Raw genomic sequence first — 21,851 nt, forward strand, 5'->3', positions numbered from 1 at the left:
CTTTTTATGATTGGTTTGTAGAGGCTTGCAGTTGCGCACCGAAGGCGCAGACCAGCTCGTCCTGACCTTTACGGCCGACAATCTGCAGGCCGACTTTCAGCCCGCCGCAGTCCAGTTCCACCGGCACCGTCAGCGCCGGATGGCCGCTGAGGTTGAACGGCCGCACCAGCGGCGTCATGCCGGCCACGGCCTTGCTGGCGCTGCGGGCTTCGATCAGCGTCGGCGGCAGGCTGGGCATCGTCGGCAACAGCAGCACCGCAAACTCTTCCAACGCGGCGTCCACTTGCTGAGTGAAACGCGCGCGGACTTTTTCGGCCTGCGCCAGCTCAGCGGCGCTGGTGCGACTGGCGGCCAGCAGGCGTTGCTCGACGTCCGCACCGATCAGGCCAAGGCCTGTGAGGTGGCCGAACGCGGCCCAGTTTTCAAAATTGATCACGGTGAGGCCGGCGGCGAAGGCGGCTTCGAATTCGCTCAGGTGCAGGTTGCTGCGGCGCCAGCCAGCGCGGTCGGCGGCGGCGCCGAGACTCGCTTGCAAATGCGGGTCGCAGGCGACGTCGAGGAAACCGACTGACGCATTGCTCGATGGCAAACCCTGCGCCTGAAAACCAGGGCAAATCACTTGCATCGCCGCGATCAAATTGTCCATGTCAGCCGCGAACGGTCCGACGCAATCGAGGCTGGACGCCGCCGGATGCGCGCCGACCCGGCTGACTCGCCCGTAAGTCGGCTTCAACCCGGCAACGCCGCAGCACGCCGCCGGCACTCGCACCGAACCGCCGGTGTCGGTGCCGATGGCAATGTCCGCCAGACCGGCCGCCACCGCAGCGGCAGAACCGCTGGAGGAACCGCCCGGCACCCGGTCCGGGGCTTGCGGGTTGATCGGCGTACCGGTCCAGTCATTGATGCCGGTGACGCCAAAGGCCAGTTCGTGCAGGTTGGTTTTGCCGACGATTTGCCAGCCGGCGTCGAGGATCGCGTCCACCACTTCGGCATTGCGGCTCGCCGGTTCAGCATCGGCAAATGCGCGGCTGCCCGAGCGGGTCGGATGCCCGGCAATGTCGATCGAGTCTTTGATCGCAACCCGCTTGCCGCTGCCACCGAGCAGGAATTCGCTGATAAATGTGCTCATGCGCCCAGTCCTGTGTTGAACAAGCGTTGCGTACGGAAATGCGCGATCAGCCAGACACCGTCGACGCAGCGGAAATCGATGTTCAAGCGCGTGCCGAACAGTTCGCTGCGGCCATCGGCGTAAGTGGATATCTGCTGCATGATCCACTGCCCCCGGGCCGTGCCGCCGTCGACCACAATCGATTCGCTGGTGAGGTAATGCAGGTTCAGCTGAAAGTGATCCGACGGCGGCAAGTAACCACCGACGAACGCCGCCACCGCATCGCGCCCACGGTGCTGGCCGAAAGTCTGCGCGGTCTGGCTGCCGACGCCTTCCCAGATCGCGTCTTCACTGAACAACTCAGCCAATTCACGGACATAGGTCGGTGCCCGCGGCACATCGCAGAGGTCCATGTAGCGCGCCATCAAGCGCCGCACCTGGCTCTCCCCTTCGAGCGTCGCGAGACGCTGCAGCAAGGCCTCGTTCATGGCTTACACCTTGGCCGCATCGGGGATGGTCAGCGGACGGCCGATGCGCGCCTCGACCTTGGCGTAGCGCCACAGGCTGTATTCGTTCACCGGCGTGGTACGGAACAGGTTGCAGGCGTCGATCACCGATTGATGGCAGTCGACGTCGGCCATGATGTAGACGGTCCACGGCGACGTGGTCGACGGGCCGACCATCAGCCGGTCATCGTCCATCGCGCCGAGCACGGTGATGCCGGGCATGGCGCCGAGCGAGCCCATCATCTGGCTGAAGCCTTTCCATACGCTCAAGCCTTCGCCGGTGGGCAGGTCGAAAAAGTTCTGGGTGATGCCGATGCAAAAGACGACGCGCAGGGGTTCTTGGGTGGTCTGGGACATGGGTGTTGATCCTTGAAATAGTGGGTTCAGATGTAGCCAGGGAATGGCGGCACGCCGAGGAACACCGAACCGGCGCCGTCGTACAGGCCTTCGCTGAGGAATGCGTGCTGGGTCACCACCATCGAGTCGCGCAAGTAACGCTGCAACGGATGGCGCAGATAAATCGCGGTGGTGCCGGCGAGGCTGTAAGCGCTCTGCACCACCGCCGCTCCGGCCTGGGACACGTGGATGGCAGAGAGGCGCAACAGGCTGGTCTGTTCGGCGGTGACCGGGTGGCCGGCGAGGATCGAGCTCCACACTTGCTCGGTGGCGCTGTAGAAGAAACCCCGTGCGGCGGCCAGTTGCGCTTCGGCCTTGGCAATCTCGATACGCACGTAAGCGCGGTCGGCCATTTTCGGTGCACCGGTGATGCCGCTGCCGGCGGCCATGCGACTGACTTCGTCGAGGGCCGCGCGGGCCAGGCCGAGGTTGACCACCGCCAACACCTGCGCGGCGTAGGCAATCGACGGGTAGCGGAACAGCGGCTCGTCGATGGTTGAAGCTCCGCCGCGAATAAAGGTCCAGCGCTCATCAACGCGTTTGTCGGTGACGCGCAGGTCGTGGCTGCCGGTGCCTTTGAGCCCGACCACGTCCCAGTTCTCGATGATGTCGACCTGATCCGCCCGGAAGACGGCGGTGCGCGGCTTGCCACCGGCCGCGCCGATTCCGACGCCGAGCAGGTCCGCGCCTTTGCAGCCGCTGGCGAATTTCCAGGTGCCGTTGACCTGCCAGCCGCCATCGACCGCTTCAGCGGGTTGCAACGGGAACAGGCCCCCGGCGAACACCAGGTCCGGGCTGTCGGCGTAGATTTCAGCGAGGGTTTCTGGCGGTAACGCGGCGAGATAAACGCCGGCGCTGCCGAAGCTGGCAACCCAGCCGGCGGAACCGTCGGCTTCGGAGATGCGTTCGATCATCTTCAGAAAAAGCGCCGGTGCCAGGGCGTCACCACCGAAGCATTTGGGCGTGGCGGCGCGGTAGATGCCCACCTGCTTAAAGCGTTCGATCATGTCCCGCGGCACGTGGGAGCCGGCGTCGAATTCATCGCGACGTTGGCGCACTTCCTCCAGCACTTGCTCAAAGGCCTGGCTGTGGACGGTGGTGTCGTCGACGACTGGCAGAGGGTCTTTCTCCGCGACAGCTGAACGCAACATGGGCTTCTCTCCGTTTATTTGTTATTAGCCGGTATGGGTAACCACACACCTTGATCAGACGCCGCGCCCTGTAGGAGCCGGCTTGCTGGCGATAGCCGTTACCCGGTGCGTCTGAATCACCGCGGCGCCTGATTCGCCAGCAAGCCGGCTCCTACAGAGGCGTGCCGTGGTGATCCGTGCATTGAGGTCCAGTGTAAAAACCGCATCCGCTCGCCACTATTGGGGCGTGTAGCCCCCCGGCTAAAGAAAACCCCTAGCCCGCCCCCGGTTACCTCTGAGCGCATCCCTGCGCGCAAGACGGTATAAAACGCCATACTTCGACTTCACCCGGAGTCGACCTCTCTGCCGCCAAGGGCTGCGTGATGTATCTGCCAAAACCGAACGATTTCTACGCCCTCATCGAAGCCATGCCGTTGTGCATCATTCTTCACGACGCCCACAGCAAGGAGATTCTGTGGGCCAACGCCGCGGCCTTGTCGGCGCTGGGTTTTACCCTCGAAGAACTGACGCCGCTCAAAGCCCCGGACATGACCCGCGATGCGCCGCAGTACCAGCGCTCGGTGGGTTTGCGTTGGCTGGAAGGTGCGGCGCGCACCGGCCAGCGCGCCATCGAGTGGTGTTATCGCTCCAAGCAAGGGGTGGAAATTCTCTCGGAAGCGGTGGCGACGCTGGTGCATCTGGAGGGTCGCGATGTGCTAATGGTGCAGTTCCGCGACATCTCCAGGGAAGACAAGGTCAAGCGCGACCTCAAGCGTTTCGAAAGCCGGCTCAAGGCCTTTATGCAGGACCTGGCCGAGGGCGTTGCGGTGCTGGGGCCGCAGGGTGATATCCGTTTTATCAGTGAGTCCGCCGCGCAACTGCTCAACAGCGAGGATCACCCGCTGATCGGCGAAAACTTCCTCGACTGGTGCGACGAGGCCTCACGCCAGCGCCTGTTGCAACAGTTGTCCTGCGAGCAGCCGGAACACGCGCCGTTCAGCGTTCACTATCACCTGCAACGGCGTGACGGTGAGTGGCGCTGGCACCATGCGACGTGCCGCTATATCGAGATCGAAGACGACCTGGTCGGCCACTTGCTGCTGTTTCGCGACGTCACCGAGCAGGTGCGCGCCGAAGAGGCCCGGCGTGTCAGCGAGCAGAAACTGGAATACCTGGCGCGTTACAACGCCATGGGCGAAATGGCCGTGGCGATTGCCCATGAGCTGAGTCAGCCGCTGGCGGCCACGCGCAATTTCATCGAAGGCGCGGTGATTCGTTTGGGTAAGGATCAGGGCGACGATCAAGGCGTGGCCTGGGGTTTGCAGAATGCGGTGCGGCAAATCGAGCACGCGTCGGTGATCATCAAAAGCGTGCGCGAATACGTGGTCAAGCTGGAGCAATCCGCAGAACTGATCGACCTCAACGAGGTGCTGCGCGAAACCCAATACTTCATTCGCCTGCGCGCCGACCCGAGCCTGATCAAGGTCGAGATCGTCACCAGCCCCGAGCCGCTGCTGATCAGTTGCGAGAAGGTGCTGATTGGCCAGGTCATCCTCAACCTGGCTTTTAATGCGATCGAAGAAATGAGCGACTTGTCACCCGAACGGCGTGTGCTGCGCATTCAGGCCAGCCGTGATGAACAGGTCGCGCTGGTTCGGGTGGAGGATTGCGGTCGCGGCATTGCGGCGCTGGAGCAAGACAAGCTGTTCGACGGTTTCTTCTCTTCCAAGGTCAGCGGCAACGGCATTGGCCTGGCGCTGTGCAAAAACATCATCGGCCGCCATCACGGCGATATCTGGGCGCAAAACCTGGAGCCTTGCGGCGCTGTGTTCACCTTCTCCCTTCCCCTCGCTACTCCCGCCTGACCTTTTGGTTTCAGGCTAAAAAAACTTAAGCACCACAACCCTGTGGCGAGGGAGCTTGCTCCCGCTGGGTCGCGAAGCGGCCCCTTTTTCACCCAAAAAGAAGGGGCCTGCTGCGCAGTCCAGCGGGAGCAAGCTCCCTCGCCACAGGGTATCCACCCGACATTCGACGTGCGTTAACCCGCCCTTCCGACGATTTCGGAATGCATTTCCAGAGACTGGCACAGACACACAAACACTTGGCAGCCACAGCAATTCTCCCGTTTTCACGGCGAGGCAGAATCGAATTGTAAAAATCTGCCCAAGCATCCGCGATCTGCGTGAATAACAATTCAGGGAGTTCCCCTAATGCGAACCAACAGGATCAACGTACAGTCAGCGCTAGGTCTGAGCCTGCTTGTACTCGGCTTGACCAGCGCCCGTGCTGACCTGCCGGCCGACACCATCGGCCAGACCGTCCTGGCGTTTCCGCCGGAAGCCCACCGTGCGTTCATCGTCGACGTCGAATTCGAAAACTTCGTGGCGGGCCGCGTGACCGTGGTAGACCCCGACAAAAAACGCGTGCTCGGCATGGTGCCGACCGGTTTTGCCGCGCCGTCGACCCTCAGCCATGATCAGAAAACCCTCTACAGCGCCGACATCTTTTATTCGCGCGGCACGCGTGGCACCCGCACCGATGTGCTGACCGCGTGGGACAGTTCGACCCTTTCGCCGGCCTGGGAGCTGTTGATTCCGACCAAGCGCGCCGAATCCCTGACCCAGCGCTACGGCCTGAAAACCAGCGGCGATGACCGCTTCGTCTACGTCTACAACTTCACGCCATCGACCTCGGTGACCGTGGTCGATACCCAGGCCAAGGCCGTGACCGCTGAACTGGCGATTCCGGGCTGCGTGCTCACCTACCCGGTCGGCAACCGCCGCTTCGCCTCACTGTGCGGCGACGGCAGCTTGCAGGTGATCACGCTCAACGATCAGGGCCAGGAAACCGCGCGCAGCCGCACGCCGTTCTTCGACCCGAATGCCGAGAAGCTCGTTGAGCGCGCGGTGAACGTCGGTGACACCTATTACTTCACCACCACCACGGGCACCGTTCGCCCGGTGGATTTCGCCGGCGACGCACCGAAAATCCTGCCGTCGTGGTCGTTGACCACCGACGAGGAAAAGAAAGCCGGCTGGGCACCGGGTGGCTGGCAGCTGATGGCCGTGGCGCCGAAGCTGAACCGTTTGTACGTGCTGATGCACGACGCGCACGAACCGATGAAGTGGGAAGACCCAAGCCCGCTGATCTGGGCGTTTGACCTGAAAACCCACAAGAAAGTAGCGACGCTCGAAGCACCGGTGCCGGTGTGGAGCATGCAGGCTACCGGCGATGACAAGCCGCTGTTGCTGGGTGCCGACGTCGCGGGCGGTTTGCAGATCTTCGACCTCACCACCAACAAGCTCACGGGCAGCATGCCGAAAGTCGCGAAGACCGCGACTCAGGTCATGAGCTACTAAGCGAGGTTCGGCCATGCACTTAGATCCGATCTTCATCATCGCCAGCGCCCTCGCCACGGCAGTGTTGCTGGCCAGCGCCGCGACGCACAAGGTGCGCGCCCCGGCACGCTTCGCAAAACAGTTGGCGGACTACCAACTGCTGCCTGACGCGTTAGTGCGCCCCGTCGCCCGTGTGATCCCGGTGGTAGAGCTGGCGATTGCGTTTGCGCTGCTGGTGCCGGTCAGCCGGTATTGGGCAGCGTTGGCGGCTGCCAGCCTGATCGCGCTGTATGCCGCCGCGATTGGCATCAACCTGTGGCGCGGTCGTCGCGATATCGACTGTGGTTGCGCCGGTCCGGACCAGGCGCAACCGCTGCGTCCGGTGCTACTGCTGCGCAACAGCGTGTTGGTGGGCCTGGCGTTGCTGGCCAGCGTCTCGCCGGTGGTTCGTGAACTTGGATTTTTCGACGGTTTCGTCACCGTCGCCGCCAGCGCCGTTGCGCTGCTGATTTACGCCGCAGCCGATGGCTTGCTGGCGAACTCCCCTCTTCTGCTCAAACTGATTGGTAGGTGATCAATGGAAGGCTTAATCGTTTCCAACGTTCTGCTCTGGGTACTGCTGGTGGCCGTGGCGTTTGCCGTCATGGGCCTGGTCCGGCAGATTGGTGTGTTGCACGGTCGTCTCGCTCCAGCCGGTGCGTTGATGATGGACAAGGGCGTGGCGGTCAACGAAGCCGCGCCGCAAGTCACTGCGTCCGACCGTCACGGTCGCCCGGTGAACTTCGGCTACGCCGGGGAAAAATCGCAACTGCTGTTCTTCCTCTCGCCGACCTGCCCGATCTGCAAGTCGTTGCTGCCGGCGATCAAATCCATCGCCAAGGAACAGGCCGATCGCCTCGACGTGGTGTTCATCAGCGATGGCGACATGGACGCCCAGCAAAAGCTGATCCGCGAACACAAGCTGGACGACGCCACTTACGTGGTTGGCCCGGAAGTCGGCATGACCTACCAGATCGGCAAGCTGCCGTACGCCGCCCTGATCGATAAAACCGGCACGCTGCGCGCCAAAGGCCTGGTCAATTCCCGTGAGCACCTGGACAGCCTGTTCGAAGTCGAGCACCTGAAAAAGGCCACGTTGCAGGAATACCTCAACAGCCAGCCGCACGAACATGACCACAGCCACGGCCATAGCCACTGATTAAGGCAGGGAGACTTTTATGAAACTGCTGGATCTGTTGTTCGAGCGCTCGACCCGTCGAGTCGCCGACACCACCTCACGCCGCAAACTGTTGGCGCGCATGGGTTCCTTGATGGTCGCCGGCGCCGCACTGCCGCTGCTGTTGCCGCTGGACCGCACCAGCAAGGCCCTGGCCGCCGACAACCCGAAGGCTGGCGATCCGGGTGATCCGAACACCTGCGACTACTGGCGCTACTGCTCCATCGACGGCTTCTTGTGCAGCTGCTGCGGCGGTTCGGTGACGTCCTGCCCACCGGGCACCGAAGCCTCGCAAGTGACCTGGATCGGCACCTGCCGCAACCCGGCCGATGGCAAGGATTACATCATTTCGTATAACGACTGCTGCGGTAAGCAAAGCTGCGCCCAGTGCGCCTGCACCCGTAACGACAGTGAAGAACCGGCCTATCGCCCGTTCAACAACAACGACGTGAACTGGTGCCTGGCCGCCAAATCGCACATCTATCACTGCACCGTTTCGATCATCCGCGGCGTCGCGGTCTAACGCGCGTTGGCCGTCGGTTGCTCAGGCAATCGGCGGTTTTTTTTGGTGCGAAAAAAGCGATCCTTTGTAGACGCCGACGAAACCTGTGGGAGCGAGCTTGCTCGCGATAGCGGTGTATCAGGTTACATATATGTCGACTGACACTCCGCTATCGCGAGCAAGCTCGCTCCCACAGGGTTCGCCGGCGTCTACATAAAGTGTGTTTTACCGTAGAGGTGCTTTTGTCATGCGTAAGTTGCTGCTCCTCGGTCTTGCCTGCTCCCTGAGCGCCCCGCTCGCCCACGCCCGAGCCATTCCCGACCCGGCGCAGCGCCATGCACCGGGTAACGAAGCGCTGCAAACACCCATCGCCCAGGCGGGTTACAGCGTCGGCGTGAATTACCAGCTGCAATGCGCCGGTTGTCACTTGGGCAATGGCATGGGCTCTGCAGCCAACGACACGCCGCGCATGACCGGATTTGTCGGCAACTTTCTGAAAGTGCCGGGCGGTCGTGAGTTCCTGGTGCGAGTGCCCGGCATGTCGCAGTCGGCGCTGAACAATGCGCAACTGGCGGACTTGCTCAACTGGCTGATGCGTGAAGACGGCCTGGCGGGTAAGAGCACACCGGCCAACTATCAGCCCTACAGTGCCGACGAAGTGGCACAACTGCGCCAGAAAGCCATGCTCAACCTGCCGGGCACCCGGGCGGAGTTGATCAAGGCCATGCGTGCGCAAGGCATCGCGATAGAAGACGGCATGAGTGACTGAGCCGGGTACCGAACGGCTACGGATCTGACTTTTTATCTACCCAGGGAGCCAAGGGGCTATCCAGCACCCACAGCATTTTCTGGTAAGCCTTGCGCTCTCGCGAAACCGCAGCGTCCCATTCATCCCCGAACGCCTTTCCCGAACGGACCAGCTCCATGACCGCAGCCGTCGCGGCGGTCAGTTCCAGGCGGGCCTGGCGCAAGTCTTCGTTGAATTTCTCGATCGTCATCCATGCACTCTGAAAGTAGTCGCAGACGCTCGCATCAGTGCAAATCAGTTTTTTTCGGCCATTATTGAGATTGATTCGTAGCCGGTCCTTGAGGTTCAACTAGAATTCTAGACTTCGGCAGGCGAGTTGCAGCCGTGTTCAAACAACAAAAATAGTGCACAACAAGGGGCATCCAACCTTGAAAATTTCAACCCTCTGCGCTACCGGGAGCCTGTTGGTATCGACTGCGGCGTCTGCCAACGGGGTTATTCCGGTACTCGACCTGGACTTCACAAGATCGGCTGCCGAGACCCTGAAAAAACTGGGGATCGAAGACGCGTGTATTGTTGCCGCCTCCCACCCCGCAGCGTTCACCTACTGCCGGGAAGGATCATCGACGCTCTGGAAGTATCAGGCCCTGGATCTCGAGCAACAGGCGGCAATCCTCAAAGGCGAAAAGCAGCCCTCCACGGATTACGGACGAATTACGGTCGTTGAAGTCGACAGCACTGCATGTGAAGAGGAAAATCCTGCGCCTTTGGTGAAACCGGCGATTACTCGCGGATTGGCCCTGAGCCTGATCGTTCTGTGTTTGTTGATTGGCCTTCGGTACACCCGCCGGGCCATCTTGCGCCAGCGCCACGACTACGCAGTGTTTTCGGACTTGCCCATGCAGCGATTGACCGGATTACTTCCAGCAAAAGCGTTGGTAGCCTTTGCTGTCGCCGCTGCCGTCACAGTCGTTTACTGCTGCTTGTGACGAAAGCTGATTCAGGCACACAACCAAAACGTTTTGGCAGAAATCAAAAAGCAGTCATCCTCCGGCTGTAGCAAAGTGCAGGTGTGCCAGCCACCTGCTTTCCCCTGGAATCCGGAAATGTTCAAGCCCATGTTGCTTCTAAAAAGAAAACCGCTGGCCCGCCTCGCGCTGGCCATCACCTTGGGCACCCTTGCATTGCCATGCTGGATGCCCAACGCCCAGGCTCATGGCGGGGCCGCCGAAATGGTGCCGCTGCAATCGACCCTCGAGGCGTTCGGTGCCACGGTCAAGTGGGACGACTACGCCGACCTGTTCGTGATTGCCAAGGACGGTGTCTACCTCAAGGTCAAACCCGGCAGCAAAGTCGCCGTGCTCAATGGCAAACGCATGGAGCTGTCGGTGCCGGTGGTGTTTAAGGACAAGACGGCGTTCATGTCCAAGGACTTCATCAACCAGGTGTTCCAGTCCGGCCTGGACAAGACCTTTGTCGTCGAGACCCGCCCTAACCCGCTCAACCCGTTGAGTGCCGGTGAAATCAAGAGCGCGGTGGACATCGTCAAGCAATCGGAGCACTACAAACCCGGTTTTCGCTTCACCGAAGTGTCGGTCAATGAGCCGCCGAAGGATCAGGTGTGGAATTTCGTCTACACCGGCCAGAACGTTACACAGCCGCGCCAGGCCAGCATCGTGGTGCTCGACGGCAAGCATGTGATCGAGGCGCTGGTCGATCTCGACAGCAAGACACTCATGTCGTGGAAACCCGTTGAAGGCGCCCATGGCATGGTGCTGCTGGACGACTTCGTCACCGTGCAATCGGCCGTTGAAGCAAGCCCCGAATACGCGCAAGCACTGGCCAAGCGTGGTATCAGCGATGTGAAGAAGGTCGTGGCCACGCCGTTGACGGTGGGTTACTTCGACGGCAAGGACGGTCTCGCGCAGGACAAGCGGCTGCTGAAAATCGTCAGTTACCTCAACACCGGTGACGGCAATTACTGGGCGCATCCGATCGAAGGGCTGGTGGCGATTGTCGACCTTGAGCAGAAGAAGCTGATCAAGATCGAGGACGACGCGCTGATCCCGGTGCCGATGAAACCCACGCCGTATGACGGGCGCGGGCGTAACGGCACGTCGGTCAAGCCGCTGGAGATCATTGAGCCGGAAGGTAAAAACTACACCATCACCGGCAACAGCATTCATTGGCAGAACTGGGACTTCCACGTCCGCCTCGATTCGCGGGTCGGGCCGATCCTGTCCACGGTGACCTACGACGACAAGGGCAAGAAACGCAAAATCATGTACGAAGGCTCGCTGGGCGGAATGATCGTGCCCTACGGCGACCCCGACGGCGGCTGGTACTTCAAGGCTTACCTCGACTCGGGCGATTACGGCATGGGCACCTTGACCTCGCCGATTGCACGCGGCAAGGACGCGCCGGATAACGCCGTGCTGCTGGACGCCACGATTGCCGACTACACCGGCGCGCCGACCTCGATCCCCCGCGCCATGGCGGTGTTCGAGCGTTACGCCGGCCCGGAATACAAACACCAGGAAATGGGCCAGCCCAACCTCAGCACCGAGCGCCGTGAACTGGTGGTGCGCTGGATCAGTACCGTCGGCAACTACGATTACATCTTCGACTGGGTCTTCCAGCAGAACGGCACCCTCGGTATCGATGCTGGCGCCACGGGGATCGAAGCGGTCAAAGGCGTGAAATCGAAAACCATGCACGAAGCCACGGCCAAGGAAGACACCCGCTACGGCACGCTGCTGGACCACAACATCGTCGGCACCACGCACCAGCACATCTACAACTTCCGCCTCGACATGGACGTGGACGGCGAAAACAACTCGCTGGTGGAAGTGAACCCGGTGGTTGCACCGAATGACCGTGGCGGACCGCGCACCAGCACGATGCAAACCGAGCAACACGTGGTCGGTACTGAACAGCACGCCGCGCAAAAATTCGACCCGTCGACCGTGCGCCTGCTGACCAATTTCAGCAAGGAAAACAAAGTCGGCAACCCGGTTTCCTATCAGCTGATTCCGTACGCTGGCGGCACGCACCCGGTGGCCAAGGGCGCCAATTTCGCCAAGGACGAATGGCTTTATCACCGCTTGAGCTTCATGGACAAACAGCTGTGGGTGACGCGCTACGACCCGCAAGAGAAATACCCGGAAGGCAAATACCCGAACCGGTCGGACAAGGATTCGGGGCTGGGGCAGTTCACCCACGATAATCAGTCGATTGAAAACACCGACGATGTGGTGTGGTTGACCACAGGCACTACGCACATTGCGCGGGCTGAGGAGTGGCCGATCATGCCGACCGAGTGGGTGCATGTGCTGCTCAAGCCGTGGAATTTCTTTGACGAGACGCCGACGCTGAACCTCAACGTCCCCAAGTAAACACATCTCCCCTGTAGAAGTGAGCCTTTGTGGCGAGGGGATTTAGCGAACCGTCGCACCGCCCCGTTCGGCTGCGGAGCAGTCGCAAACCCGGTGAATGCGTTCTATCTGACGCATCGCGATTACAGGTTTGGGGCCGCTACGCGACCCAACGGGGCGGTGCGACGTTTCGCTAAATCCCCTCGCCACAAAGGCTCACTTCCACAGGAGAATGTGTGTATTCAGGGGATCTCAGGCGTGTTTTTTGCGGTACTCGCCGGGTGCTATGCCGAAGCGTGTCTTGAACGCTGTGGAGAAGTGGCTCGAATCGGAAAACCCCCACGAGTAACCCAATACCGACAGCTTCTGCTCGGTGCCCGATTGGCGCAGGGATTCAGCACACAAATCCAGGCGCCGATTCTTGATGTAGCGCGCAACCACCAGGCCCTTCTTCGCGAAGATCCGATAGAGGCCACGCACCGACATTCCCACTTCCCGTGCCAGCCATTCCGGACACAGCTCTTCGGAGCGGATGTGTTCGTCGATGCAATCCAGGGTCTTGCGGAAGACCCGCTCATGCACATCACTGCACTCGTCGGTCTGGCTGATGGCCGGGCGCAGCAGGCTGACAATCGCCTCCAGCGTCGCCTCGCTTTCTTGCAGGCTCAGGTTGTCCTGACGCGTGGCATCGAGAATCAGTCGGTGCGACAGCATCGCCAACGGTGACGTGGCGGCGATCCGGTGCCCGCACTTGACCTGATTGAAACGCAGGGTTTGCTCCACCAGATGCGAGGGCAGAATCAGCGACAACTGCCGCGAGTTTTCACTGTAGGTGAAGTCGCTGGGGCGCGCGGCGTCGATCAGCGTGATGTCCCCGGCCGACAGCAAGACCTTGTTGTCGCCTTGGGCCATGCCGGCCGTGCCGTCGAGCTGGAACACGGCAAAGTATTTGCCGCCCTCACCCGCCGCGACTTGCGCCGGCGTGCGGTAAAGCCGCGCCTGGCAGGCGTCGACAAAACTGAGTTTCAGGGCGCCGCTCTGGTGTTCGCGGATCTGCCCGGAAAACCCGGCGCCCAGGGTTTGCGCGTCGAAGGCGCCACAGATCTGATTGATCTGATGGATCCACTGATCAAATCCATCACGGCGCTGTGCAATTGAAGAAATCATGTCAGGCCTCACGCAGGCTTATTTTTATTATCTACGCCAATCCACAGGTTCTCCTGAACAGCACCGCTCCTTGACCGATGACGGGTTATTTCAGCCCGCCAAAGCGTCGATAAAAACTCTCGCCCACGTCTGGCAACGGTCCGTCGGCGGTTTCCAGTGCGCTGTTGAGCCATTCCTCGGCCTTGGCGTAGATCAACCGGTAAATGTTGCGGCACAACTGGCGAGCGGCACGGCCTTCCCAGTCGCCGGGCAATAATTCGTCCGGCAATTGCGGGTCGCGCAGCAGCAGCTTGCGGTACTCGTGAATAAGCAGGACGCGTGCCAGGAAGCAGTCGGAAGGTTGCAGGTTTTCCTGCTCGCGAAGCGCTTGCCAGAGCGGTCGGAACAGTTGGATGAACTCGCTGTAATGGGTTGCCAGCTCTTCGATGTTCCAGCTCTCGCGCACCTGCAAGCGCAGGGCTTTGGAGGCCAGTACATCTTGCGCGGTGGTTTCGAAAACGATGGTGTCTTCCTGGGCGCCGAGATCGAGCAAGGTCGCGTTGAGGTCGGCACGGTCACTGCGCGGACAGGCCAGCACCGCCGGCGAGATCGCACCAAAACCTTGCCACTCCAGCTCTTCGCGCACTTGTTTGCGCTTGTCCTGGGTCAGTTGCGTCAGCATCACCAGGCTCCAGGAACCATCCCACGCCGGCACGGTGGAGCTGTAGACCCGCTTGAAGGCCTTGTCGAACCGCCGGCGACCGGTGCCGGTCAGGCTGTAGTAGCTGCGGCGCCCGACTTTCTCGGCGGTCAGCCAGCCTTCTTTGGTCAGACGGAAAATCGAGGTGCGGATCAGGCGTTCGTTGATGCCGATGGGCTCGAGCAACTGAATTAGACTGCCCAGCCACACCGTGCCGCCATGGGGTTCAATGGCATCGCCATACAGCGTGATGATCAGGGAGCTGGCGCGGATCGGCGTCTGTTCCTGGAATCGGGTGATCAGGTGGTTCAAGGGTGTCAGGGACGACATGGGCGTACCGGGTTGAAAAAAAGAAAAGGAATATACCGAATTATCGCGATCCCCTGTGGGAGCGCCTGTGGCGAGGGGATTTATCCCCGTTCGGCTGCGAAGCAGTCGTAAAAATCTACGTTGCAGCTGAAATCTTCAGGGCCGCTTCGCAGCCCAACGGGGATAAATCCCCTCGCCACAGGCGCTCCCACAGGGAATGGTGTTCACAGGGTGCTGTTCTTGGGCCGCAATCCGCTGTCGCTGATACGCGGTCGGTCAGGTTCCGGCTCGCTCAGCGGCTCGCAAACCTGCATCTGTTCAAGGCAGCGCTTGGCCAGTTGCTGATACTCGCGGGTGCCCGCCTGCTTCCACGACACTTCTTCATCGCTGAGGCTGCGTTTGACGCTGGCCGGTGCGCCCATCACCAGGGACTGCTCGGGGCATTCGAATCCGGCTTTGACGAACGCAGCCGCCGAGACGAATGAGCGTGCGCCAATGTGCGCGTTGTCCATCACCACTGCGTTCATCCCCACCAGTACATCGGCGCCGACCCGGCAACCGTGCAACACCGCACCATGCCCAATGTGGCCGTTGCGTTCGACCACGGTGTCGCTGTCCGGGAAACCGTGCATCACGCAGGTGTCCTGCAGGTTAGCGCCCTCCTCCAGCACGATCCGCCCGAAATCCCCGCGCAAACTCGCCAGCGGCCCGACGTAGCAATGGGGGCCGATGATCACGTCGCCGATCAGCACGGCAGACGGATGAACATAGGCAGTGGGATCAACCACCGGGGTCAAGCCATCAAGGCTGTAGCAAGTCATGGGGCGTTCCCTTTATAGGGCATTCACAAAGCGATGCCGATGCAGGGTCATTTTGTATCACATCGCTTTTACAATCACAAAGCACAAAAACCGTATCACTTATGAAGTCCACCGGAAACCGCGAGTTCCTTTCACGAAAAACCCCGATAAAACCCAGTAAAAACGGGACTCTAAGCACGCAACGACCACGATCCTGGCCAGCATCTTAAAACCAAAACAACACCGATAAGACACATTAAATCAATTTTACTATTGTATTTGCGTATCACGTTATAGGTATACTCCGGCAAAACCGGCCTACCGCGCCGATCCAATAATGAGCCGGCATCACAGCCGAGCGTGCACCGTGAGGGCATCCGCCATGCCTCTAACCCTTGCTGTCGAGATCATCGAGCCGGGCGTTCGTTTGATTACCTTGCAACGCCCGCAAGCGCTGAACGCCCTGACCACCCAATTGCTCGGTGAACTGGCGGAAGAACTGAACGCCGCGCAAGCCGATCCCGCCACCCGTGTTGTGGTCCTGACTGGCAGCCGCAAAGCCTTTGCGGCCGGAGCCGACATCAAGGAAATGGCCGAGCGCACTCTGGTCGGCATCCTCGACGACCCGCGCCAGGCGTCATGGCAGACCATCACCCGTTTCAGCAAACCACTGATCGCCGCCGTCAACGGCTTCGCCCTCGGCGGTGGCTGCGAATTGGCGATGCACGCCGACATCATCATCGCCGGGGAAGACGCCTGCTTCGGCCAGCCGGAAATCAACCTCGGGATCATGCCCGGCGCCGGTGGTACCCAGCGTCTGCTGCGCGCCGTCGGCAAATCCATGGCCATGCAAATGGTCCTGACCGGCGAGCCGATCGACGCCCGCCAGGCCCAGCGTGCCGGCCTGGTCAGCGAAGTGACCCAACCGGAATTCACCGTCGAACGCGCCCTGCACATCGCCCGCAGCATTGCCGGCAAAGCGCCGTTGGCGGTGCGCCTGGCCAAGGAGGCACTGCTCAAGGCGATGGACACCGACCTCGCCAGCGGCCTGCGTTTCGAGCGCCACGCCTTCACCGTGCTGGCCGGTACACGTGACCGCGACGAAGGCATTGCCGCTTTTCAGGAAAAGCGCACGCCGACCTTCACCGGGCAATAACCCTTCGAACGACTTCTCAGAGAGCGCCATGACCATGAACTTCGAACACATCCTGTTTTCCATCGAGGCCGGCGTCGCCCTGCTCAGCCTCAATCGCCCGGACCAGCTCAACAGCTTCAACGCGCAGATGCATGGTGAAGTGAAGGAAGCGCTGAAACAGGTCCGGCAGAACCCCGACGTGCGCGTGTTGCTGCTGACCGGTGAAGGTCGCGGCTTCTGCGCCGGACAAGACCTCAGCGACCGCAATGTCGCGCCGGGCAGTGCCGTGCCGGACCTGGGCGAATCGATCGAGAAGTTCTACAACCCGCTGATCCGCCAGTTGCGCGACCTGCCGTTGCCGGTGATCTGCGCGGTCAATGGCGTGGCCGCCGGGGCTGGCGCCAATATCCCGCTGGCCTGCGATCTAGTGCTGGCCGCGCGTTCGGCGAGCTTCATTCAGGCCTTCTGCAAAATCGGTTTGATCCCCGACTCCGGCGGCACCTGGACCTTGCCGCGCCTGGTTGGCATGGCTCGCGCCAAAGCGCTGGCGTTGCTCGGCAATCGCCTGAGCGCCGAGCAAGCCGAGCAATGGGGTTTGATCTACCGCGTGGTGGACGACGCCGAATTGCGCAATGAAGCCCTGACGCTCGCGCGCCATTTGGCCACTCAACCGACTTACGGCCTGGCGCTGATCAAGCGCAGCCTCAATGCCAGCCTGAGCAATACCTTCGACGAACAGCTCGAACTGGAAAAAGACCTGCAACGTCTCGCCGGGCGCAGCGAAGATTACCGTGAGGGCGTCAGCGCTTTCATGGAAAAACGCAGCCCAAGCTTCAAGGGACGCTGAGCCATGACCGCACTGAATTCCAACGCACGCGTCGCGGTGATCGGCGCCGGGGCCATGGGCGCCGGCATTGCACAGGTCGCCGCACAGGCCGGCCATCCGGTGCTGCTGCTGGACAATCGGCCGGGCGCGGCGGCGCAAGCCATCGACGGCATTGACCGGCAACTGGGCAAACGGGTCGAGAACGGCAAACTGTCCGCCGAGTCACGCAGCGCAACGATTGCGCGCCTGCAAGCGGTTGAAGCCATCGAAGCGCTGGCCGACTGCGAGCTGATCATCGAAGCCATCGTCGAGAAACTTGAGGTCAAGCGCGCCCTCTTCCGTAAGCTGGAAGAGATCTGCAGCGAGCACTGCATTCTCGCCAGCAACACTTCTTCGCTGTCGATCACCAGCACCGCTGCGCAACTGAATCACCCGCACCGTCTGCTTGGCCTGCATTTCTTCAACCCGGCGCCGGTCATGGCGCTGGTGGAAATCGTTTCCGGCCTGGCCAGCGATCCTGCGTTGGCTGAATGCCTGTACGACACCGCCAAAGCCTGGGGCAAAAAACCGGTGCACACCCGCTCGACGCCGGGTTTTATCGTCAACCGTGTCGCGCGCCCGTTCTACGCCGAGAGCTTGCGTTTGCTCCAGGAAGGCGCGGCAGATTGCCCGACGCTGGATGCACTGATGCGCGAGGCCGGTGGTTTTGCCATGGGCGCGTTTGAACTGACCGATTTGATCGGCCACGACGTCAACTACGCCGTCACCTGCTCGGTGTTCGACGCCTTTTACGGCGACACCCGCTTCTTGCCTTCGCTGATCCAGAAAGAATTGGTGGATGCCGGGCGTCTGGGTCGGAAAAGTGGACATGGCTTCTATCGCTATGGCGAAGGCACCGAGCGTGCGCAACCAACGTCCATCAGCAGCGAACACGCCGTTGAAACCTGCGTTGTAGAAGGTGATCTGGGTATCGCCAACGCGCTGATCCCACGCCTGCGTGAACACAACATCGAGATCATTCAGCGCGATGGCCAAGGCCTGTTGCGGGTCGGCGACGCGGTGCTGGCGTTGAGCGACGGGCGCATGGCCTGTCAGCGTGCCAGGGAAGATGGCCTGCGCAACCTGATCCTGCTGGACCTGGCTTTCGACTACGGCAAGGCCAGCCGCCTCGCCATCAGCTACGTGGCAGATATCGACCCCGTCGCCCTCGAACACGGTGTCGCATTGCTGCAACGGGCCGGATTCACCCTCAGCGCGCTCAGCGACAGCCCGGCCCTCGCGGTCCTGCGCACTGTCGCAATGCTCGCCAACGAAGCCGCCGACGCCGTGTTGCAAGGCGTGGCCTCGGCCGCCGACATCGACCTGGCGATGCGTGCCGGGGTCAATTATCCGCAAGGCCCGCTGGCCTGGGCCGATGCCATTGGCCTTTCGCACATCCTCAACGTGCTGGAAAACCTGCAAGCGATTTACGGCGAAGAACGTTATCGGCCGTCGCTGCTGTTGCGCCGCCGGGTCGCTGAAGGGAGAACGTTCCATGACTAACCATGAAGCCATGAACCTGGCGAGCGACTGCGCACAAGCGTTGTTCAAGCGCGACACCGCCAGCCAGGCCATGGGCATGCGCCTGCTCTCCGTCGCGCCAGGCTGCGCCCGCGTCGGCATGAGCGTGCGCGCCGACATGATCCAGGGCCACGGCACCTGCCACGGCGGCTACCTGTTCGCCCTCGCCGACTCGGCGTTTGCCCTGGCCTGCAACAGCTACAACGAAGCCACCGTGGCCATCGGTTGCAGCATCGACTACATCGCCCCGGTACGCCTGGGCGACACCTTGAATGCCGACTGCACCGAGCAAAGCCGTTCCGGTCGCACCGGCAACTACGACGTACGCATTGAAAACCAACTGGGCCAGCTGATCGCGCTGTTCCATGGCAAATCCTACAAAGTGCGCGGCGCTGTGCTGACGCAGGAGAATCCGAATGAATGACGCCTTGATCATCGACGCGGTGCGGACCCCGATCGGCCGCTACGCCGGAGCCTTGAGCAGCGTGCGCGCCGACGACCTCGGCGCGGTGCCGCTGCGCGAACTGCTGCGCCGTCACCCGCAAGTCGACTGGAATGCCGTGGATGACGTGATCTACGGCTGCGCCAACCAGGCCGGCGAAGACAACCGCAACGTCGCGCGCATGTCGGCGCTGTTGGCCGGGTTGCCGGTCAGCGTACCCGGCACCACGCTCAACCGTTTGTGCGGTTCCGGGCTGGATGCTATTGGCACGGCAGCGCGGGCGATTCGTTGTGGCGAGGCCGGTTTGATGCTGGTCGGAGGCGTCGAGTCGATGTCCCGTGCACCGTTGGTGATGGGCAAGGCCGAGCAGGCGTTTTCTCGCGATGCACAGGTCTACGACACCACCATCGGCTGGCGCTTCGTCAATCCGCTGATGAAAAAAGCCTACGGCATCGACTCCATGCCGGAGACCGCCGAGAACGTCGCCGAGCAGTTCAACATCTCTCGAGCCGATCAGGACGCCTTTGCCCTGCGCAGCCAGCAACGTGCCGGCGCCGCCCAGGCCAGCGGGCGCCTGGCCAAGGAAATCGTCGCGGTAGAAATCCCTCAGCGTAAAGGCCCGGCTAAAGTCGTCGAGCATGACGAGCACCCGCGCGGTGACACCACGCTTGAGCAGTTGCAGAAACTCGGTACGCCGTTTCGCGAAGGCGGCAGTGTCACCGCCGGCAATGCGTCCGGGGTCAATGACGGCGCCTGTGCGCTATTGCTCGCCAGCCCGGAAGTTGCCAGACGCCATGGTTTGAAGGCGCGCGGGCAGGTCGTGGCGATGGCCACTGCCGGTGTAGAACCACGGATCATGGGCATCGGCCCGGTGCCGGCAACGCGCAAGGTGCTGGAACTGGCCAGGCTGAGCCTCGCCGACATGGACGTGATCGAACTCAACGAAGCCTTTGCCGCGCAAGGTCTGGCGGTGTTGCGCGAGCTGGGCCTGAGCGACACCGATGCGCGGGTCAACCCCAACGGTGGCGCGATTGCCCTCGGCCATCCGCTGGGCATGAGCGGCGCGCGGCTGGTGACCACCGCCCTGCATGAACTGGAAGAACGTCAGGGTCGCTACGCCTTGTGCACCATGTGCATCGGCGTCGGCCAGGGCATCGCGCTGATCATCGAGCGACTGTCCGACTAAAGAACCGCGATTCCCGAGGAGCCGAGAGGTATCCTTGGGGCATGCACTCAAAGCCCTTGTGTAGAAGGGCCGAAACACAAAAATAATTCGAGTGAAGTCATGAACATGCCAATTGCCAAATCCGTGCTTGATCCCGTGCTGGACCCGCTGGAAACCGCCAGCATTGACGAACTGCGCCAGCATCAGCTGGAACGTCTGCGCTGGAGCCTTAATCACGCCTACAACAATGTGCCGCTGTACCGCCAACGCTTCGATGCGTTGGGCGTGCACCCGGACGACATCAAGTCCCTGGAAGACCTGGCGAAGTTTCCGTTCACCACCAAAACCGACCTGCGCGATAACTATCCGTATGGCATGTTCGCCGTACCGATGCACGACATCGTGCGCCTGCACGCGTCCAGCGGCACCACCGGCAAACCGACGGTCGTCGGTTACACGCAGAACGACATCGACACCTGGGCCAACGTCGTCGCACGCTCGATCCGCGCGGCGGGTGGCCGGCGTGGCGACAAAGTGCATATTTCCTATGGCTACGGCCTGTTTACCGGAGGCCTTGGCGCGCACTACGGTGCCGAACGCCTGGGGTGCACGGTGATTCCGATGTCCGGCGGGCAGACCGAGAAACAGGTACAGCTGATCAAGGATTTCCAGCCGGACATCATCATGGTCACGCCGTCGTACATGCTCAACATCGCCGATGAAATCGAGCGCCAGGGCATCGATCCGCACAAACTGGCCCTGCGCCTGGGCATCTTCGGCGCCGAGCCGTGGACTGCCGAACTGCGCAGCGCCATCGAGAACCGCCTGGGCATTACTGCCCTCGACATTTACGGTCTCTCGGAAATCATGGGGCCGGGTGTTGCCATGGAATGCGCCGAAACCAAGGACGGGCCGACGATCTGGGAAGACCACTTCTATCCGGAAATCATTGATCCGATCACCGGCGAAGTGCTGCCGGACGGGCAGATGGGCGAGCTGGTGTTCACCTCACTGAGCAAAGAAGCGCTGCCGATGATTCGCTATCGCACTCGCGATTTGACGCGTTTGCTGCCGGGGACTGCGCGGCCGATGCGGCGGATCGACAAGATCACCGGGCGCAGTGATGACATGTTGATCATTCGTGGGGTTAACGTGTTTCCGACGCAGATCGAGGAGCAGGTGCTGAAGATCAAACAGCTGGCGGAGTGTTATGAGATTCATCTGTATCGCAACGGAAATCTGGACAGCGTGGATGTGCATGTGGAGCTCAAGGCTGAGCATCAGCATCTGGGGGATGACCAGCAGAAGGCGGTCTGTGCCGAGTTGAGTCGGCATATCAAGACGTATATCGGGATCAGTTCGCGGATTGTTTTGCAGCCGATGCATTCGATCAAGCGGTCTGAGGGCAAGGCTTGTCATGTGATGGACAAGCGTCCTAAAGGATGACTGC

22 protein-coding genes are annotated in these 21,851 nt (G+C 61.4%); 14 read left to right on the forward strand and 8 right to left on the reverse strand.

Translation table 11 applies throughout. The annotated features are described in order from the left end of the window. Positions 1-4: 4 nt before the first annotated feature. From ACRC4F_RS11350 to ACRC4F_RS11365, 4 genes are read right to left on the reverse strand one after another with little or no spacing between them, the layout of a single operon-like run. Positions 5-1,129, reverse strand: a complete 1,125-nt coding sequence (locus ACRC4F_RS11350) for an amidase (RefSeq protein ID WP_438659402.1) — start codon at positions 1,127-1,129, stop codon at positions 5-7. Next, a complete protein-coding gene (locus tag ACRC4F_RS11355; RefSeq protein ID WP_438659403.1) occupies positions 1,126-1,596 on the reverse strand; it encodes a nuclear transport factor 2 family protein in 471 nt (156 codons plus the stop codon). The genes ACRC4F_RS11350 and ACRC4F_RS11355 overlap by 4 nt, the downstream gene beginning before the upstream one ends. Before the next feature lie 3 nt (positions 1,597-1,599). Then, on the reverse strand, positions 1,600-1,971 hold the full coding sequence (locus tag ACRC4F_RS11360; RefSeq protein ID WP_262167117.1) for a hypothetical protein: 372 nt from the start codon (positions 1,969-1,971) through the stop codon (positions 1,600-1,602). Positions 1,972-1,997: 26 nt separating this feature from the next. After that, entirely contained in the window at positions 1,998-3,161 is a 1,164-nt protein-coding gene (locus ACRC4F_RS11365) for an acyl-CoA dehydrogenase family protein (protein ID WP_438659404.1), read from the reverse strand. A gap of 362 nt (positions 3,162-3,523) precedes the next feature. Here ACRC4F_RS11365 and ACRC4F_RS11370 point away from each other — a divergent pair, with 362 nt between their 5' ends. The 6 genes from ACRC4F_RS11370 (at position 3,524) to ACRC4F_RS11395 (ending at position 8,965) form a co-directional block, all read left to right on the forward strand. Then, entirely contained in the window at positions 3,524-5,005 is a 1,482-nt protein-coding gene (locus ACRC4F_RS11370) for an ATP-binding protein (RefSeq protein WP_438659405.1), read from the forward strand. Between the two features lie 345 nt (positions 5,006-5,350). Then, positions 5,351-6,499, forward strand: coding sequence for an amine dehydrogenase large subunit (locus ACRC4F_RS11375; protein WP_438659406.1), 1,149 nt, complete (start codon positions 5,351-5,353; stop codon positions 6,497-6,499). Between the two features lie 13 nt (positions 6,500-6,512). After that, positions 6,513-7,052: a MauE/DoxX family redox-associated membrane protein gene (locus ACRC4F_RS11380; protein ID WP_438659407.1), complete on the forward strand. Its 540-nt coding sequence runs from the start codon at positions 6,513-6,515 to the stop codon at positions 7,050-7,052. Positions 7,053-7,055: 3 nt separating this feature from the next. Then, positions 7,056-7,676: a methylamine dehydrogenase accessory protein MauD gene (gene mauD, locus ACRC4F_RS11385; RefSeq protein ID WP_438659408.1), complete on the forward strand. Its 621-nt coding sequence runs from the start codon at positions 7,056-7,058 to the stop codon at positions 7,674-7,676. A gap of 19 nt (positions 7,677-7,695) precedes the next feature. Beyond that, complete coding sequence (locus ACRC4F_RS11390; protein WP_109633321.1) at positions 7,696-8,217, forward strand: methylamine dehydrogenase light chain; 522 nt, start codon at positions 7,696-7,698, stop codon at positions 8,215-8,217. A 226-nt stretch (positions 8,218-8,443) separates the two neighbouring features. Next, positions 8,444-8,965 (forward strand): cytochrome C, encoded by a 522-nt coding sequence (locus ACRC4F_RS11395; protein ID WP_438659409.1) that lies wholly within the window; start codon positions 8,444-8,446, stop codon positions 8,963-8,965. Between the two features lie 16 nt (positions 8,966-8,981). Here ACRC4F_RS11395 and ACRC4F_RS11400 read toward each other — a convergent pair whose 3' ends face one another. Then, a complete protein-coding gene (locus ACRC4F_RS11400) occupies positions 8,982-9,293 on the reverse strand; it encodes a hypothetical protein (RefSeq protein WP_438659410.1) in 312 nt (103 codons plus the stop codon). A gap of 79 nt (positions 9,294-9,372) precedes the next feature. Between ACRC4F_RS11400 and ACRC4F_RS11405 the strand changes: the two genes are divergently transcribed. Further along, positions 9,373-9,933, forward strand: a complete 561-nt coding sequence (locus tag ACRC4F_RS11405; protein WP_438659411.1) for a hypothetical protein — start codon at positions 9,373-9,375, stop codon at positions 9,931-9,933. 129 nt (positions 9,934-10,062) lie between these two features. Then, positions 10,063-12,339 (forward strand): primary-amine oxidase, encoded by a 2,277-nt coding sequence (gene tynA, locus ACRC4F_RS11410; protein WP_438659412.1) that lies wholly within the window; start codon positions 10,063-10,065, stop codon positions 12,337-12,339. Between the two features lie 231 nt (positions 12,340-12,570). Here the strand turns inward: tynA and feaR are convergent, their stop codons facing one another. The 3 genes from feaR to paaY form a co-directional block, all read right to left on the reverse strand. Then, the gene (gene feaR, locus ACRC4F_RS11415; RefSeq protein WP_438659413.1) at positions 12,571-13,485 is read right to left on the reverse strand and encodes a transcriptional regulator FeaR; all 915 of its coding nucleotides are present in this window, start codon (positions 13,483-13,485) and stop codon (positions 12,571-12,573) included. Between the two features lie 85 nt (positions 13,486-13,570). After that, positions 13,571-14,494 carry a phenylacetic acid degradation operon negative regulatory protein PaaX gene (gene paaX / locus ACRC4F_RS11420; RefSeq protein ID WP_285436084.1) on the reverse strand — a complete coding sequence of 308 codons (924 nt, stop codon included), beginning with the start codon at positions 14,492-14,494 and terminating at the stop codon, positions 13,571-13,573. A gap of 203 nt (positions 14,495-14,697) precedes the next feature. Next, positions 14,698-15,294, reverse strand: coding sequence for a phenylacetic acid degradation protein PaaY (gene paaY, locus ACRC4F_RS11425; RefSeq protein ID WP_438659414.1), 597 nt, complete (start codon positions 15,292-15,294; stop codon positions 14,698-14,700). A gap of 361 nt (positions 15,295-15,655) precedes the next feature. On the opposite strand from paaY, the gene paaF reads away from it, so the two are divergent. The 6 genes from paaF (at position 15,656) to paaK (ending at position 21,847) form a co-directional block, all read left to right on the forward strand. After that, positions 15,656-16,429 (forward strand): 2,3-dehydroadipyl-CoA hydratase PaaF, encoded by a 774-nt coding sequence (gene paaF, locus ACRC4F_RS11430; RefSeq protein ID WP_438659415.1) that lies wholly within the window; start codon positions 15,656-15,658, stop codon positions 16,427-16,429. A gap of 34 nt (positions 16,430-16,463) precedes the next feature. Beyond that, complete coding sequence (paaG, locus tag ACRC4F_RS11435; protein ID WP_438659442.1) at positions 16,464-17,255, forward strand: 2-(1,2-epoxy-1,2-dihydrophenyl)acetyl-CoA isomerase PaaG; 792 nt, start codon at positions 16,464-16,466, stop codon at positions 17,253-17,255. Positions 17,256-17,258: 3 nt separating this feature from the next. Beyond that, positions 17,259-18,776 (forward strand): 3-hydroxyacyl-CoA dehydrogenase PaaH, encoded by a 1,518-nt coding sequence (gene paaH / locus ACRC4F_RS11440; protein WP_438659416.1) that lies wholly within the window; start codon positions 17,259-17,261, stop codon positions 18,774-18,776. Then, positions 18,769-19,218, forward strand: coding sequence for a hydroxyphenylacetyl-CoA thioesterase PaaI (paaI, locus tag ACRC4F_RS11445; protein ID WP_438659417.1), 450 nt, complete (start codon positions 18,769-18,771; stop codon positions 19,216-19,218). Before paaH ends, paaI begins: the two co-directional genes overlap by 8 nt. Continuing rightward, the gene (pcaF, locus tag ACRC4F_RS11450) at positions 19,211-20,422 is read left to right on the forward strand and encodes a 3-oxoadipyl-CoA thiolase (RefSeq protein ID WP_438659418.1); all 1,212 of its coding nucleotides are present in this window, start codon (positions 19,211-19,213) and stop codon (positions 20,420-20,422) included. The genes paaI and pcaF overlap by 8 nt, the downstream gene beginning before the upstream one ends. Before the next feature lie 99 nt (positions 20,423-20,521). Then, on the forward strand, positions 20,522-21,847 hold the full coding sequence (paaK, locus tag ACRC4F_RS11455; protein ID WP_438659419.1) for a phenylacetate--CoA ligase PaaK: 1,326 nt from the start codon (positions 20,522-20,524) through the stop codon (positions 21,845-21,847). Positions 21,848-21,851: the final 4 nt, after the last annotated feature.

This window comes from Pseudomonas sp. (assembly GCF_051660785.1).
Taxonomy (GTDB): domain Bacteria; phylum Pseudomonadota; class Gammaproteobacteria; order Pseudomonadales; family Pseudomonadaceae; genus Aquipseudomonas.